Source organism: Mycobacterium sp. MFM001, assembly GCF_003402475.1.
Classification (GTDB): domain Bacteria; phylum Actinomycetota; class Actinomycetes; order Mycobacteriales; family Mycobacteriaceae; genus Mycobacterium.
Genome location: NZ_BFAB01000005.1, coordinates 200,975 through 215,152, shown reverse-complemented (window position 1 = coordinate 215,152; position 14,178 = coordinate 200,975). Strand labels below are relative to the sequence as shown.

15 protein-coding genes and 1 pseudogene are annotated in these 14,178 nt (G+C 67.0%); 6 read left to right on the top strand and 10 right to left on the bottom strand.

The genetic code is table 11. The features are described 5' to 3' along the window. Positions 1-15 precede the first annotated feature (15 nt). The 4 genes and pseudogenes from MFM001_RS10980 to MFM001_RS10965 all read right to left on the bottom strand — a co-directional run bounded on the left by MFM001_RS10980 (position 16) and on the right by MFM001_RS10965 (position 2,941). A complete protein-coding gene (locus MFM001_RS10980; RefSeq protein WP_238159093.1) occupies positions 16-243 on the bottom strand; it encodes a hypothetical protein in 228 nt (75 codons plus the stop codon). Positions 244-400: 157 nt separating this feature from the next. Further along, the gene (locus MFM001_RS10975; RefSeq protein WP_116375298.1) at positions 401-1,027 is read right to left on the bottom strand and encodes a nucleoside triphosphate pyrophosphatase; all 627 of its coding nucleotides are present in this window, start codon (positions 1,025-1,027) and stop codon (positions 401-403) included. A gap of 52 nt (positions 1,028-1,079) precedes the next feature. Beyond that, positions 1,080-1,289 (bottom strand): annotated as a pseudogene (locus MFM001_RS10970) (acyl-CoA carboxylase subunit epsilon); the annotation flags it as partial. A gap of 11 nt (positions 1,290-1,300) precedes the next feature. Next, positions 1,301-2,941, bottom strand: a complete 1,641-nt coding sequence (locus MFM001_RS10965) for an acyl-CoA carboxylase subunit beta (RefSeq protein ID WP_116375296.1) — start codon at positions 2,939-2,941, stop codon at positions 1,301-1,303. 68 nt (positions 2,942-3,009) lie between these two features. Between MFM001_RS10965 and MFM001_RS10960 the strand changes: the two genes are divergently transcribed. Then, entirely contained in the window at positions 3,010-3,813 is an 804-nt protein-coding gene (locus MFM001_RS10960) for a biotin--[acetyl-CoA-carboxylase] ligase (RefSeq protein WP_116375295.1), read from the top strand. A 9-nt stretch (positions 3,814-3,822) separates the two neighbouring features. Then, a complete protein-coding gene (locus tag MFM001_RS10955) occupies positions 3,823-4,341 on the top strand; it encodes a PH domain-containing protein (protein WP_116375294.1) in 519 nt (172 codons plus the stop codon). Here the strand turns inward: MFM001_RS10955 and MFM001_RS10950 are convergent. Beyond that, the gene (locus MFM001_RS10950) at positions 4,296-4,949 is read right to left on the bottom strand and encodes a GtrA family protein (protein WP_192886910.1); all 654 of its coding nucleotides are present in this window, start codon (positions 4,947-4,949) and stop codon (positions 4,296-4,298) included. The two genes, MFM001_RS10955 and MFM001_RS10950, sit on opposite strands and share 46 nt — an antisense overlap. A gap of 132 nt (positions 4,950-5,081) precedes the next feature. Between MFM001_RS10950 and MFM001_RS10945 the strand changes: the two genes are divergently transcribed. From MFM001_RS10945 to MFM001_RS10935, 3 genes are read left to right on the top strand one after another with little or no spacing between them, the layout of a single operon-like run. Beyond that, positions 5,082-6,308 (top strand): 5-(carboxyamino)imidazole ribonucleotide synthase, encoded by a 1,227-nt coding sequence (locus MFM001_RS10945; RefSeq protein ID WP_238159108.1) that lies wholly within the window; start codon positions 5,082-5,084, stop codon positions 6,306-6,308. Beyond that, complete coding sequence (gene purE, locus MFM001_RS10940) at positions 6,305-6,811, top strand: 5-(carboxyamino)imidazole ribonucleotide mutase (RefSeq protein ID WP_116375291.1); 507 nt, start codon at positions 6,305-6,307, stop codon at positions 6,809-6,811. The genes MFM001_RS10945 and purE overlap by 4 nt, the downstream gene beginning before the upstream one ends. Positions 6,812-6,826: 15 nt before the next feature. After that, positions 6,827-7,996 carry an acyl-CoA dehydrogenase gene (locus MFM001_RS10935; protein ID WP_116375290.1) on the top strand — a complete coding sequence of 390 codons (1,170 nt, stop codon included), beginning with the start codon at positions 6,827-6,829 and terminating at the stop codon, positions 7,994-7,996. Positions 7,997-7,999: 3 nt separating this feature from the next. On the opposite strand, the gene MFM001_RS10930 is transcribed toward MFM001_RS10935, so the two are convergent. After that, positions 8,000-9,535: an HNH endonuclease signature motif containing protein gene (locus tag MFM001_RS10930; RefSeq protein WP_116375289.1), complete on the bottom strand. Its 1,536-nt coding sequence runs from the start codon at positions 9,533-9,535 to the stop codon at positions 8,000-8,002. Between the two features lie 303 nt (positions 9,536-9,838). On the opposite strand from MFM001_RS10930, the gene MFM001_RS24330 reads away from it, so the two are divergent. Continuing rightward, entirely contained in the window at positions 9,839-10,183 is a 345-nt protein-coding gene (locus MFM001_RS24330) for a hypothetical protein (protein ID WP_142760686.1), read from the top strand. A gap of 95 nt (positions 10,184-10,278) precedes the next feature. Here the strand turns inward: MFM001_RS24330 and MFM001_RS10925 are convergent, their stop codons facing one another. The 4 genes from MFM001_RS10925 to MFM001_RS10910 all read right to left on the bottom strand — a co-directional run bounded on the left by MFM001_RS10925 (position 10,279) and on the right by MFM001_RS10910 (position 14,098). Continuing rightward, a complete protein-coding gene (locus MFM001_RS10925) occupies positions 10,279-11,415 on the bottom strand; it encodes a PPE family protein (RefSeq protein ID WP_116375428.1) in 1,137 nt (378 codons plus the stop codon). A gap of 92 nt (positions 11,416-11,507) precedes the next feature. Then, positions 11,508-11,906, bottom strand: coding sequence for a hypothetical protein (locus MFM001_RS10920; RefSeq protein ID WP_116375288.1), 399 nt, complete (start codon positions 11,904-11,906; stop codon positions 11,508-11,510). Positions 11,907-12,029: 123 nt separating this feature from the next. Continuing rightward, positions 12,030-13,190 (bottom strand): CaiB/BaiF CoA-transferase family protein, encoded by a 1,161-nt coding sequence (locus MFM001_RS10915; protein ID WP_116375287.1) that lies wholly within the window; start codon positions 13,188-13,190, stop codon positions 12,030-12,032. Further along, entirely contained in the window at positions 13,187-14,098 is a 912-nt protein-coding gene (locus tag MFM001_RS10910; protein WP_116375286.1) for a class I SAM-dependent methyltransferase, read from the bottom strand. Before MFM001_RS10910 ends, MFM001_RS10915 begins: the two co-directional genes overlap by 4 nt. Positions 14,099-14,178 lie beyond the last annotated feature (80 nt).

Genomic DNA, 14,178 nt, shown 5'->3' with positions numbered 1-14,178 from the left:
ACCGCCAGGTGAGCGTCAGATGCCCAGCGCGACCTCGTAGGCCACCGCGAAGCGTCGGGTGCCCGGCTTGGGCCGGAATAGCGCGCCCGCGTTGGGACTCCACGCGACCACCCGCAGCAGTCGCTTGCCGGGTGACAGTTGGTTGCGGACGACGTCGGCCAGCGCGGCGCGCAGGCGCTCGACGTCATAGCGGTCGATGTCGCGCGGGACGCCGACGTCCCACATGGTTTCTTCGACTGGCATCGGCCCAGTGTGCGGGTCTTTTGCGGCCGAACCCGGCAACCGCGGCGGGCGCGCCAGATTGCAGTTAGGTCACGGTTGGCGTCGGCTGGCCTGCGCCGAGCGTGGGCCTAAAGCACGCTTGGGCGCCGAACCGCGTACCTAAAGCCCACACTGGGCGCTAGAAGCCGATTTGGGTGAGTGTCAAACCGACGCGGCCCAGCATGCGCCGCAGCAGCGGCAGGCTCAGCCCGATGACGTTCGACGGGTCACCCTCGATCGCATCGACGAACCAGCCGCCCAGCCCGTCGATCGTGAACCCGCCCGCCACCTGCAGAGGTTCACCGCTGGCGACGTATGCCTCCAGGTCAGCTTCCGTCGGAGTGGCGAAATGCACTGTGGTAGTGCCTGTTTCGGCTTCGCGTTGGGTGACGGAGCCGCTGTCCGCCCGCAGCACGCAATGTCCGGTGTGCAGCCGTCCGGACCGCCCGCCCATCGAATGCCATTGCCGCCGTGCAACGTCCGCCGATCCGGGTTTGCCGACCAGCTTGCCGTCGACCTCCAGCATCGAGTCACAGCCGATGACAACGCAATCCGCCGCAACCGCCGGGTCAAGGCCGGCCACCACTTCGTCGGCTTTGGCTGCCGCAAGCGTGCAAACCACCTCGGCGGGTGCGGCATTCGGCCCCAGCGCTGCGATGACCGCATCTTCGTCGACACCGGAAACCACCACCAGCGGGTCGACACCGGCTTGACGCAGCACCCTCAGACGGCCCGGGGAGGCTGACGCCAGCACGACGCGGGTCATGCGCCACTTCTCGATCCCGGCTCCGCCGGCATCATCGTCGTGCCGCGGCGGGTCATCGCCGCATGTGCATCCGTTCCTGCAGCGTGATCCGCTGCCAGCTGAACACGGGGTAGCGCAGCCTGTCGACGGGCAAGCCCCACCGAGTGCGTTCGGGCTGCCCGGTTTCACCTCCGCCACCGCCGGCGCTGCCCAGCACCGCAATCAGCGCGGCCAACTCCTCGTCGGTCGGGTTGCCCTTGAGGACCTCGATGTGCGGGTCGTGAGTTTCTTCGGTCATAGCGGAATGTTCCCGTGCTTCTTCGGCGGCAGCTGGGCGATCTTGCGCTCCAGCAGCCGCAGCGCCGTGCCGACGTAACCGCGGGTGTGCGACGGCGGGATGACCGCGTCGACGTAACCGCGTTCGGCGGCGATGTAGGGGTTGACCAGGGTGTCCTCGTACTCCTGCTGCAGCTTCAGCCGCAGTGCGTCGACGTCCTCACCCTTCTTGGCGGCCTCGGCAAGCTGCTGGCGGTACACGAACCCGACCGCACCGGAGGCGCCCATCACCGCGATCTGTGCCGTCGGCCAGGCCACGCACACGTCGGCGCCCATGTCCTTGGAGCCCATCACGCAGTACGCGCCGCCGTAGGCCTTGCGGGTGATCACGGTGATCTTGGGAACGGTGGCCTCGCCGTAGGCGTACAGCAGTTTCGCGCCGCGCCGGATGATGCCGTTGTATTCCTGGTCGGTGCCCGGCAGGAAGCCCGGCACGTCGACCAGCATGACGATCGGGATGTTGAAGCAGTCGCAGGTCCGCACGAAGCGGGCCGCCTTCTCCGAGGCGTTGATGTCCAGGCAGCCGGCGAAGTGCGTCGGCTGGTTGGCGACGATTCCGACCGGCCGGCCCTCGATGCGGCCGAACCCCACGACGACGTTCTGGGCGTAACCCGCCTGCACCTCGAGGAACTCGTCGTCGTCGAGGATGCGGGTGATCACCTCGTGCATGTCGTAGGGCTGGTTCGCCGAGTCCGGAATCAGCGTGTCCAGCTCGAGGTCTTCCTCGGTGAGGTTCTCGTCGATGGCGCCCTCGGGAACCGGCACCGCGTACCGCGGCGGATCGGTGAAGTTGTTGGGCGGCAGGTAGCTCAGCAGCTCGCGAACGTACTCGAACGCGTCCTGCTCGCCGGAGGCGACGTAGTGCGCGGTGCCGGACTTGGCCATGTGGGTGTGGGCGCCGCCGAGCTCCTCCATCGTGACGTCCTCGCCGGTGACCGTCTTGATCACGTCGGGGCCGGTGATGAACATCTGGCTGGTCTGGTCGACCATCACCACGAAGTCGGTCAGGGCGGGGGAGTAGACGTGGCCGCCGGCCGCGGCACCCATGATCAGCGAGATCTGCGGGATCACACCGGAAGCCAGGATGTTGTTGTGGAAGATCTTGCTGTAGAGACCCAGCGAGACCACACCCTCCTGGATGCGGGCGCCGGCACCGTCGTTGATGCCGATCAGCGGGCGGCCGGTCTTGATCGCCAGGTCCTGCACCTTGACGATCTTCTCGCCGTACACCTCGCCGAGGCTGCCGCCGAATACGGTGACGTCCTGGCTGAAGATGCAGACGTCGCGGCCGTCGATGGTGCCGTAGCCGGTGACCACGCCGTCGCCGAGCGGTCGCTTCTGCTCCAGCCCGAAGTTGGTGCTGCGGTGCTTGGCCAGCGCGTCGAGCTCGACGAACGAGTCGTCGTCGAGCAGCGCGTAGATGCGCTCGCGGGCGGTCAGCTTGCCCTTGGCGTGTACCTTCTCGACGGCGGCCTCACCGACCGGGTGCAGCGTCTCCTCGGTCCGCTTGCGCAGTTCCGCCAGCTTGCCCGCGGTGGTGTGGATGTCGATCTCGTGTTCAGCCTTGGCTTCGACGTGGGCATCGGAAACGCTTGTCATGGCTGTCGAGCTTAGCGGTTCCTTAGATTCCGATCCCAATCCAGTACGTCGTCTTAGGCTGAGTGTCCATGGATCACAGGACGCCGTTGGATGCGACGGCGATCAGCGACGGGCTGATCGGCCCCGGGCTGCCGTGGCGTCAGCTCGACGTGGTCGACGAAACCGGGTCCACCAATGCCGACCTGCTGGCACGCGCGAGCAACGGCGAAGACATTGACGGCGCGGTGCTCATGGCGGAGTACCAGACCACCGGACGCGGGCGCCACGGCCGGCACTGGCTGGCGCCGCCGCGCGCACAGATCGCGTTGTCGGTCGGCGTGGGCGGGGCATCGGTGCCGCGGTCGGGATGGGGCTGGCTGCCGCTGGCCACCGGTGTGGCCGTGGTCGACGCGCTGGCTGCGGTCGCCGGGGTCAGCGCCGGATTGAAGTGGCCCAACGACGTGGTGATCGGCGATGGGAAGCTGGCCGGGATCCTCGCCGAAGTCGCGGCGCCGGCGCCGGTCATCGTCGTCGGTCTGGGACTCAACGTGACGCTGACCGCCGACGAAGCGCCCGACCCGGCGGCCACCTCGCTGCTGATGCTGGGATCGCCGGCTGACCGAAACACCTTGGCGCACAGGGTACTTCGCGAATTGGCCGCCCGCATCGACGCGTGGCGCACTGCGGGCGGCGCCGACCCGGCGCTGTTCGCCGCCTACCAGCACCGCAGCCTGACCCTGGGCACCCGGGTGCGAGCGATCCTGCCCGGCGACCACGAGATCGTCGGCGTCGCACAGGCGATCGACGAGCTGGGCCGGCTGTGCATCGACACCGGCGGGCAGGTCGAGACGGTCTCGGCCGGAGACATCACCCATCTGCGGCCCGGCGTTTAGAGTGCAGCCGTGCCCTACCCCGACAACGTGCTGGCCGGCGACGAACAAGTCGTGCTGCATCGCCATCCGCACTGGAAGCGGCTGATCGGCGCGATCTTCGTCCTCATCGTGGCGACCGGGCTGGCGTCGTTCGTGTCGGCCGTCGTCAACACCACCGAGTGGGAACCGACCGCCAAAAACGTTATCTACGCGGTGATTTGGGCGATCTGGCTGATCGTCGTCGGCTGGCTGACGCTCCTGCCCTTCCTCGATTGGCTCACAACGCATTTCGTGATCACCGACCGGCGGGTGATGTTCCGGCACGGACTGCTGACCCGAAGCGGTATCGACATCCCGCTCGCGCGGATTAACAGCGTCGAGTTCCGGCACCGCATCATCGACCGGATCTTGCGCACCGGAACGCTGATCATCGAGTCGGCGTCACAAGATCCGTTGGAGTTCCACGACATTCCGCGCGTGGAGCAAGTCCACGCGCTGCTGTATCACGAGGTTTTCGACACCCTGGGCTCGGAGGAATCTTCGAGCTGAGACCGGCGTGACCGCCAGGCACGCATCAGCGTGACGGTGCCGCCGCCTTCGATGTTGTCCTCCATGGCCTCGGCGATGCCGCCCGCGGTCAGGGCCGATTCCAGCGCCATCTCCGAGGTGCGGCCGAACTCGTCCGGGAAGACCCAGCGCCGGAACGCCCAGAACCGGAACGCCATCTGCAGCAGGTTGCCGATGATGTAGGCCGAAATGAAGTCGGCGATGTTCTCGACGGTCAACGACACCGTCGGCGCCCGCAGCTGCAGGATGTAGCTCGAGAACCACAGCGGCGCCATCGAGAGCAGCACGCCGACCCCGCTGAACGCGAAGAACAGCAGCGCTTCGTGGTGGCGCTCACGGCCGCCGCGGTGACGGAAACTCCACTCGCGGTTCAGGATGTAGGACGCGATGACCGCGACGATGCCGGCGATGACCTTGGCGGTCACCGGCTTGGGCTCCAGGATGGTCAGCTTCAGCGTGTAGAAGATCGCCGAGTCGATGACGAATGTGGTGCCGCCGACGATGGCGAACTTGATCAGCTCGTGGTGGCGTTCCGCATAAGGCCGGATCAGCGAGGGCAGTCGCTCGATCGTGGCGTCGGTGAATGACACAGCTCGCCAGTGTACGTATTGACGCTCGCCTCTGCGAAGCATCGGTGTCACCGCCGGTAAATACCCCGGTCGGCGGGCCATGACACCATATTCGGCGTGACGAGTACACCCACCGCTGCTCCGCTGGTCGCGATGGTCGGCGGCGGCCAACTCGCCCGGATGACACACCAGGCCGCGATTGCGCTGGGTCAAACCCTGCGGGTGCTGGCCGCCGACGCCGACGACCCCGCTGCCCAAGTCAGCCCGGACGTCGTGATCGGCTCGCACACCGACCTCGACGACCTGCGCCGCGTCGCGGCCGGGGCCGACGCGCTGACCTTCGACCACGAACATGTTCCGGCCGAGCTGCTGGAGAAGCTGGTCGCCGAAGGGGTCAACGTGGCGCCGCCGCCGCAGGCGCTGGTGCATGCCCAGGACAAGCTGGTGATGCGGCGACGGCTCGACGCGCTGGGCGCGCCGGTGCCGCGGTATGCAGCCGTCTCTGCGCCCGACGACGTGGACGCCTTCGCCCGCAGCGTCGACGGTCCGCTGGTGGTCAAGGCGGCCCGGGGCGGGTACGACGGCCGCGGCGTGCGGATGGCCGACGACCTGGCGCAGGCCCGCGAGATCGCCGGCGATTTCCTGGGCTCCGGCGTGCCGGTGCTGGTCGAGGAGCGCGTGGCAATGCGCCGCGAGCTGTCCGCGCTGGTGGCGCGTTCGCCGTTCGGGCAGGGCGCGGCGTGGCCGGTGGTGGAAACGGTTCAGCGCGACGGCATCTGTGTGCAGGTGATCGCGCCGGCGCCGGAGCTGCCCGACGACGTCGGCGCCAGGGCTGCGCAGCTCGCGCTGCGATTGGCGGCCGAGCTGGGCGTGGTGGGCGTGCTGGCCGTCGAGCTGTTCGAGACGGTCGACGGCGAGCTGGTGGTCAACGAGCTGGCGATGCGCCCGCACAACTCCGGGCACTGGACCATGGACGGCGCGCGGACCAGCCAGTTCGAGCAGCATCTGCGCGCGGTGCTGGACTATCCGCTCGGCGACACCGACGCCACCGTGCCGGTGACGGTGATGGCCAACGTGCTTGGGGCCGCGCAGACGCCGACAATGACCGTCGACGAGCGGCTGCACCACCTGTTCGCGCGGATGCCCGAGGCCCGTGTTCACCTCTACGGCAAGGGCGAACGGCCGGGTCGCAAGATCGGGCACGTCAACTTCCTCGGCCACTTCCCGGCCGAGGACCGCGAGCAGCTGACGAAGCTGCGTGAGCGCGCCGCGCTGGCGGCACACTGGTTGTCGCATGGGCAGTGGACCGACGGATGGGATCCGCATGGCCGCGCCGGCGACGATGCAGAGCGAAGCGATGAGAAGGAGCGGCGCATATGACCCAGCAGCCCCGCGTTGGGGTGATCATGGGCAGCGACAGCGACTGGTCGGTGATGCAGGACGCCGCCCATGCGCTGGCCGAATTCGACGTTCCGTTCGAGGTCGGGGTGGTTTCGGCACATCGCACGCCGGGGCGGATGTTCGACTATGCGCGCGGGGCGGCGGACCGGGGCATCGAGGTGATCATCGCCGGGGCCGGCGGCGCCGCGCACTTGCCGGGCATGGTGGCTTCGGCCACGCCGCTGCCGGTGATCGGGGTTCCGGTGCCGTTGGGCCGGCTCGACGGGCTGGACTCGCTGCTGTCGATCGTGCAGATGCCGGCCGGGGTGCCGGTGGCCACGGTGTCGATCGGTGGGGCCCGCAACGCGGGCTTACTGGCGGTGCGGATCCTGGGCGCATCCGATCCGGCGCTGCGAAGCCGGGTGGTGGAGTTCCAGGACCAGCTGGCCGAGTCGGTGCTGGCGAAGGACGAGGCGCTGCGCGGTAAAGTTACCGGCGAGTAGTTAAGGAGGGCCGGGATGGCTGGGTGGGCTGGAGACCCGTCGTTTGATCTGTTCAAGCTGCCCGAGGAGCATGACGAGCTCCGGGCGGCGATCCGCGCGTTGGCGGAAAAAGAGATCGCTCCGTACGCCGCCGACGTCGACGAGACGCCGCGGTTTCCCGAAGAGGCGCTGGCGGCGCTGAACGCATCGGGCTTCAATGCCGTGCACGTGCCCGAGGAGTACGGCGGCCAGGGCGCGGACTCGGTCGCGACGTGCATCGTGATCGAGGAAGTGGCGCGCGTCGACGCGTCGGCGTCGCTGATTCCGGCCGTGAACAAGCTGGGCACCATGGGCCTGATCATGCGGGGGTCGGAGGAACTCAAGGCGCAGGTGCTGCCGACGCTGGCCAACGAGGGGGCGATGGCGTCGTATGCGCTGTCGGAGCGGGAGTCCGGCAGCGATGCGGCGTCGATGCGCACGCGGGCCGTCGCCGACGGCGACGACTGGATTCTCAACGGCTCCAAGAGCTGGATCACCAACGGCGGCAAGTCGACCTGGTACACGGTGATGGCGGTGACCGATCCGGACAAGGGCGCCAACGGGATTTCGGCGTTCGTGGTGCACAAGGACGACGAGGGTTTCTCGGTGGGGCCCAAGGAAAAGAAGCTGGGCATCAAGGGCTCGCCGACCACAGAGTTGTACTTCGAGAACTGCCGAATCCCGGGGGATCGCATCATCGGCGAACCGGGCACGGGGTTCAAGACTGCGTTGGCGACGTTGGATCACACCCGTCCGACGATCGGTGCGCAGGCGGTCGGTATTGCGCAGGGCGCGTTGGATGCGGCGATCGAATACACCAAGGGCCGCAAGCAATTCGGCGAGTCGATCAGCACATTCCAGGGCGTGCAGTTCATGCTCGCCGACATGGCGATGAAGGTGGAGGCGGCCCGGCTGATGGTCTACACCGCGGCCGCCCGCGCCGAACGCGGCGAGCCCAACCTGGGTTTCATCTCCGCGGCGTCGAAATGCTTTGCCTCCGATGTGGCGATGGAGGTCACCGTCGACGCGGTCCAGCTGTTCGGCGGCGCCGGATACACCATCGACTTCCCGGTCGAACGCTTCATGCGCGACGCCAAGATCACCCAGATCTATGAGGGCACCAACCAGATTCAGCGCGTGGTGATGGCGCGAGCGTTGCTGCGCTAATCCCTAGAAGGGTGGCGGTTGGTTGCGTTCGGCTATGTGGGCGGCGTTGAGTGCGCGTTCGGCGTCGATGCGTTTGGCGCGGTCTTGCTCGCGGGTTCGTCGCCGCAGCGGCATCATGAGCCCACGGTCACCGGGTGGCTGATCGGTGGTTGGCGCAGAAGGTAATTCGCCGGTGGGCAGGCACAGGCTCGGGAACAGCAGGCGACTGCCCGGCCGCGTGGTGTACGTGTGCCCGGTCGGCGAGGTCCACACCACGGTGCCGTCAGGCCATTGCTCATCATGCCAGGCGGTCCAAAAAGTCTTGAGCAAGTGATGTTTTCGGCACAATAGCTTGAGGTTGGAGGCATGCGTCGGCCCGAACGGATAGGGCACCGTGTGGTCGACATCGCAAAACTCCGCCGGACGATCACAATTGGGGAACCGGCACGTCATGTCCCGACAGCGCACGAAGCGCTCCAGCGCCACCGAGGGGCGATATCCCGATTCCGGCGCGGAGTCGCCGGGGTGCCACAGCGGCTGAAGCTTGGCACCGTTTCGAATCAACTCGGCCAGCAGCACCGGGGGGACCACCGCGCCACCGGTGAGCACGGCGGGCGGCAACGTCACCGCAGGCACGTCGGGCTCCGGATCTGGAGGTCGACACAGGGCTTCGTCCGGCCTGATCGGGGCAGGCGTGGTTTGTCCCGATAGATGCGGGTCGGGCTGCGCGTGCACCGCTGATTCGTGCGCCACAACGTGGATCAACACGTTGGCTGACCGCTCCGCGCCGTCTGCAACCGCGGGGCAATCAGGGTTGCCGCAGGTGCACGCCAGCCGCTGCGCGCCGGCAGCCAATGCCCCTAACGCATCGGCGCGGCGCTGCGCGATGGTGCGCGGGTCGTCATCGCAGACCTCATGAGCCATCTGCATCAGCCGCCGATCCAACACCGCGGCATCGGCGGCGAACAACCGCCCCCACATCGGCGCAGTGCCCGACTGCTGGTCGGCTGAATCGATCACGACATCACGGCTGCGGGCGTGGGCGCGGGTGCGCCGCAACGCCCCCGGGTCATACCGATCCACGATCGCCTCGATGGCCTGCGCCGTCTTGTTCGCCGACAGCGGCCCAAAACGGGCTGCGTCCTCGGCCAAGGTCTTATCCACCAGCCGCAACGCCTCGGGGTCCTTGATCAGATCGGTATGCCAGACGATCGTGCGCACCAGTCCGTAGCTGATCATGCCCTCGGCGAACAACTCCGCCACTCGGGGCAACCGGTCGCGCAAGGCCACCGCCAAATACATCTGACTCGACGCCATGCCATGGCTAATGCCTTGGGCGGCAGCGACTTCCGCGGCCATCGCGTCCCAGTTGTCACACGACCACCGGCCGGCTTCGGGCGACCCGCCGTGCACCCGGCGGGTCACCAGCTCGCCGATCGCGGCCAGTCGGCGCGCCGCCGCCGCCGCTTCGGCCCGCCCCCAACCGGTAACCGCCGCGACCACCATCGAGTCATCGGCGCTACTCAGTTCCCCGAGGTCCGGCAACGCGTTATCGAACATACTGCGACACTATTTGGGGCCACTGACAAGAAATACCGGCGAGATCCGTTCCGGCCCGGGTTATCCCCAGTTGGGACTTTGTCCACAGGGGTTGGCCAAACTCACCCGCGGGCCGCGTCAGACTAATCGCTTGCCGAACGCTGTGTGTGGCTCAACGGCTGTGCTTGCTTGATGCAGTTGCGCAGCAAGGCCTGGGTCGTTTGCGGATCGACCAAAACTTCGGCCGTTCATCGGTGATCAAGCTCGCCGAGGAATACGCTGCGATGCGTTCGGGCAACGTCCTTTGACGAGGAGGTCGAACTCATGTTTCCCCGTTTTTCAACCCTCATCGCTGTAGCAATCCTGACGGTCGCAGTTGGTTCGGGGTCAGTGGATGCGCGAGCCGACCCGAATGATCCGGTAGGCGACAGCGAAGAAGCTACCTGCCGCGTCCTCGGTAGCGATCTGAACGGCGAGCCTGCTCACGATGAGGGTGTAATTACTGCGGTAGCGGAAGCGATCGCCGAACACTACCGGCTACCTGTGAGGACCGCGGTCGACATCGAAATTGAGCAGGTGAAGACGTATTGCCCTGCCTTATTTCCCGATATCGAACAGGTCGCGGTGTACATCCAGCACCAAGATGAGCAGTCCGACGGGGTCACTTGAACGCGGCATAACGCGAACCGCTGGACATGAACAGTTGCAGTTTGCGGAACAACCCCGAGTGGTCTCTTCGACACCGACCTCGAGCAGAAGCCTGATTACCCCCCGGCCGGCCACCGCGGAAGCATGTTGGGCCGCGGCAGGAATCGGGCAGCATCGGCCAGTCGCGCGGCGCCATGCCCGGCCATTCCCGTGATCGGCATGACTGGCACACCCGCCGGCCCCGCCGGACCGCTCACCGGGACGGCGTTGAAGCCGCCAGAACCCGCGGGCAACGCAGCTGCGGCAACGGAATTCGCCGCCGGCACTGCCGCGGACCAACTCTGCGGCACTGACAGCGCCCCGATCGACGCGGCCCGGCCCAGGCCCGCGGCGACGCCCGGCCCGCCCGCACCCGCCCACCCGGCCGAGCCCGCACTACTGTTCAGCAGCGAGCCCAGCCCTCCGCCCAGCAATGAGCCGGACGCCTTCACGCCGCTTTCGGCTGCCTTGGCCGCAGGAATCAGCGACTTTCCGGTCGAAATCACGGACGTGATCGTCGAGCCCGTCCTGGACCAGAAATGTGGATCCATGGTGATTGTCGTCCACATCTCCTCCAGGTTCTCCCACATGCGCGACGTAGAAAGCGAGGGAGATGCGGCTTCCTGCAACGTGGTTGGGATCGCCGACGTCAACCGTGACAGGGCCGCCTGTGTTGCCCCCGGGTTGGTGGTGGGCGGCGGTGGCGTAAACGGCGTCACCTTCGAGGCTGCGGCGGAGGCGCCGGCATAGCCGTACATCGTCGCAGCATCTTGGGCCCACATTTCGCTGTAGTGGAACTCCGTGGCCGCGATCGCCGGAGTGTTCTGGCCCAGAATGTTGGTGGCCACCAGTGTTTCCTGCAGCGAGCGGTTGGCGGCGATCACCAGCGGCGGCACGGTGCTCGCACGTGCCGACTCGTACGCGCCCGCAGCGGCTCTGGCCTGGGCGGCGGCGTGTTCGGCCTGCCTCGCGGTCGTGCGCATCCACTCGACATACGGTGCGACGGCGGCTGCCATCGACATCGACGCCGACCCCAGCCACGGCCCGCTGGCCAGTTGCGAGACCACTGACTGGTAGTCCGCGGCAACCGAATGCAACTCGGCGGCCAGCTGGTCCCAGGCCGCCGCAGCGGCCAACATCGATCCCGAACCTGGACCCAAATACATTCGGGCGGAATTGATTTCCGGTGGTAATGACCCAAAGTCAAAGAACATGGACTTCTCCTCGAGAAAAAAAGACATGGGGTATCAGCTCGCGACTGCATAACGCAGACGAGCAGCGGATCAAGCGGGCGAATGCTGACCGATCAGCGGCGAGCGATACAGAACTGGGTCAAGAGTTGTTGCCCGGCAAGGGAAGTCGGAGGTGCACCGCGAGCAGCCGCGCCGAGCCGGGACCATCCCGCGGGCACGGGAATCGCCTCAGAAAACCACCGCAACAGCGGCATCGAACGCAACCGTGGCGGTAGCGCGCGGTGCAGTGCTACCGCTTCGAACGCCTTCTGAGTGATGGGTGTCGAGCCATCGTCGGTCTCCGCGCGCTCGACATCGTCGGCTACCAGCGACACCAGCTCCGATGGCGGTGGCGCAGACGCAGCGAACTCGAATCGCACCAGCCCGTATCCGAGGACAGCGACTAGGGCGCCGGCCGCGACAACGATCGCAATGGCCGATCGCCACCATCCGGGTCTGCTGCTGAAAGTCACAGTGGCGCAACTATAACAGCACGTCAGCGAGGGTTTTTCCGGCCGCCTCAATCCTATGCGCTCTCATATCTACTGAGCAGGCGTTCATAGAGCAAAGACACCGGCCGGACACCGGCTGTTCATTTATTCGATGCCTGTGAGGAATTCGGCGTTGTGTTCGCCCACTGCCGGCGGTGGATCGGTCGCCGCGGCGGTGAACGTCGAATAGCGGGCCGGAGTGCGAATCAGCGTCACGGCCTCGTCGCCGCTGCCGATCTCAAGCGCCAGTTCGTTTTCCGCGAACAGCGGAGTGTCGACAACCTGCTTCCAGGTGCACGGCAGGCATGCCATTAAGCCGTTGCAGCGCAACAGCTCCACCCACTCGGCCGAGGTCTTGGTACACAGCGTCGCCTCGAGTTCGTCGCTCAGCTCGCTGTAGTTGATGGACCGCGACCGCTGGTCGGCGAACCGCTCGTCGTCGAGCAGATCGGGGCGGTCGATCGTCCGGCACAGCAGCTCCCAGTGCTTGGGTACATACGCGCTGATGACGACGTAGCCGTCGGCCGTTCGGAAGGCGTCCGACGGTTGGGTGGCGAACCCAACGCTCTTGCGCCCCTTGGGCTTCGGCGATTGGTCGTTGCTGGCCCGGTTCAGGTGCACCGTCAACTGGTTGACCTGAAGACTCACCGCGACGTCGTACATCGCGACGGTGACGACATCGGCCACGCCGTGCCGCTCGCGGTTGAGCAGCGCGGCCAACACCGCCTGGGCGAGCACATGTCCGCTGGCGTTGTCGACCAGCTGGAACGGGATGATCTGCGGCTTGCCGTCCGGCGTGCGCATGCCCGTGGTCATGCCGGCTTCGGCGGCCACCATCAAATCGACGCCCGGCCGGTCGCCGTTCGGGCCGTTGCCACCGAACGCCGACAGCCGCGCATAGACCAATCGCGGGTTGCGCGACTGCAATTCGCTTGGACCCAGTCCCAGTCGTTCCATCACCCCCGGCCGAAAACCTTCGAGCACCACGTCGGCTGTGTCGGCCAACCTCAGTATCTGCTGCTTGCCGTCGGCTGATGTCAGGTCCACCGCGACCGATTTCTTGCCGCGGTTGTTCGGCAGAAAATAGGTCGCCAGCGGCGGGCGGCCCGGCAGGACAGAGGTGATTTGACGGGCGGCTTCCCCGCCGGGCGCCTCCACCTTGATGACCTCGGCGCCCAGGTCTGCCAGCACCTGTCCCGCCAGCGGCCCGGCCACGTTCTGGGTGAAATCGAGCACCCGGAAACCGTCAAGCGGCTTGGTAGTCACGAATCCGCGCCCCGCACGGCGGTGCAGTAGTAGTTCTCGGCGGATTCGGCGTCGCTGCGCGGCGGCACAGGTAACCCGTTGTCGGACAACAACTGACTGGCCAGTGTGCGCGTGGTGCGCCAGCCACGCTCGTCCAGATACGCCGCGATGTCGTGACGTCCACCGGAATACCACAGATCGTCGATGTGGACGTCCAAGCCATGCTCGTACCACTTCTGCGTGGCGGCGTTCATGACCTGCAGGGATTCCGGCGAATTCAGGAACATCTCCGCGACAAGCCGGCTGCCGTCGACACTGAGCTCAGTGATGTTGTCCAGCAAGCGATCCTGGGCCTCCGGCGGCAGAAACGCCAACAGACCCTCGGCGATCCAGGCGGCGGGCTGGGCCGCGTCGAATCCAGCCTGCCGCAGCGCCGCCGGCCAGTCGTGGCGCAGGTCGATCGGCACCGCCCGCAGCTCGGCCGTCGGCTCGGCACCCAGCTCGGCCAACGTCGCGGCCTTGAATTCCAGCACCTGCGGCTGGTCGATCTCGTACACCGTCATATCGGCGGGCCACGACAGCCGGTAGCCGCGCGCATCCAGCCCCGAGGCCAAGATGACCGTCTGCCGGACGCCTGCCGCGGCGGCGTCGGCGACAAAGCTGTCGATGAAGCGGGTGCGCACGGTCAGCAGGTCGGTCATCGGCTGCATGCCCCACGGGTGGTCGGGGATGTCGACCTCCGCGGCGTCGAGTTCGCCGGCGGCCCACCGGGTGAAGAAGTCGACGCCGACGGCCCGAACCAGCGGCTCGGCGAACCGGTCGTCGATGAGCCCGGCCCTGGTGGCGCGGGCCCGTCCCGCGGCCACCATCGTCGCGGTGGCGCCCACACTGGTCGCCAGGTCCCAGGTGTCGTTGTCAGTGCGCGCCATGCTGGCAGCGTAACCAGCCTTTAAGATCGCCTGGTGACCGTCTCCCACCCCAGTGACTCCGTCGGTCTCGTCGACCACAC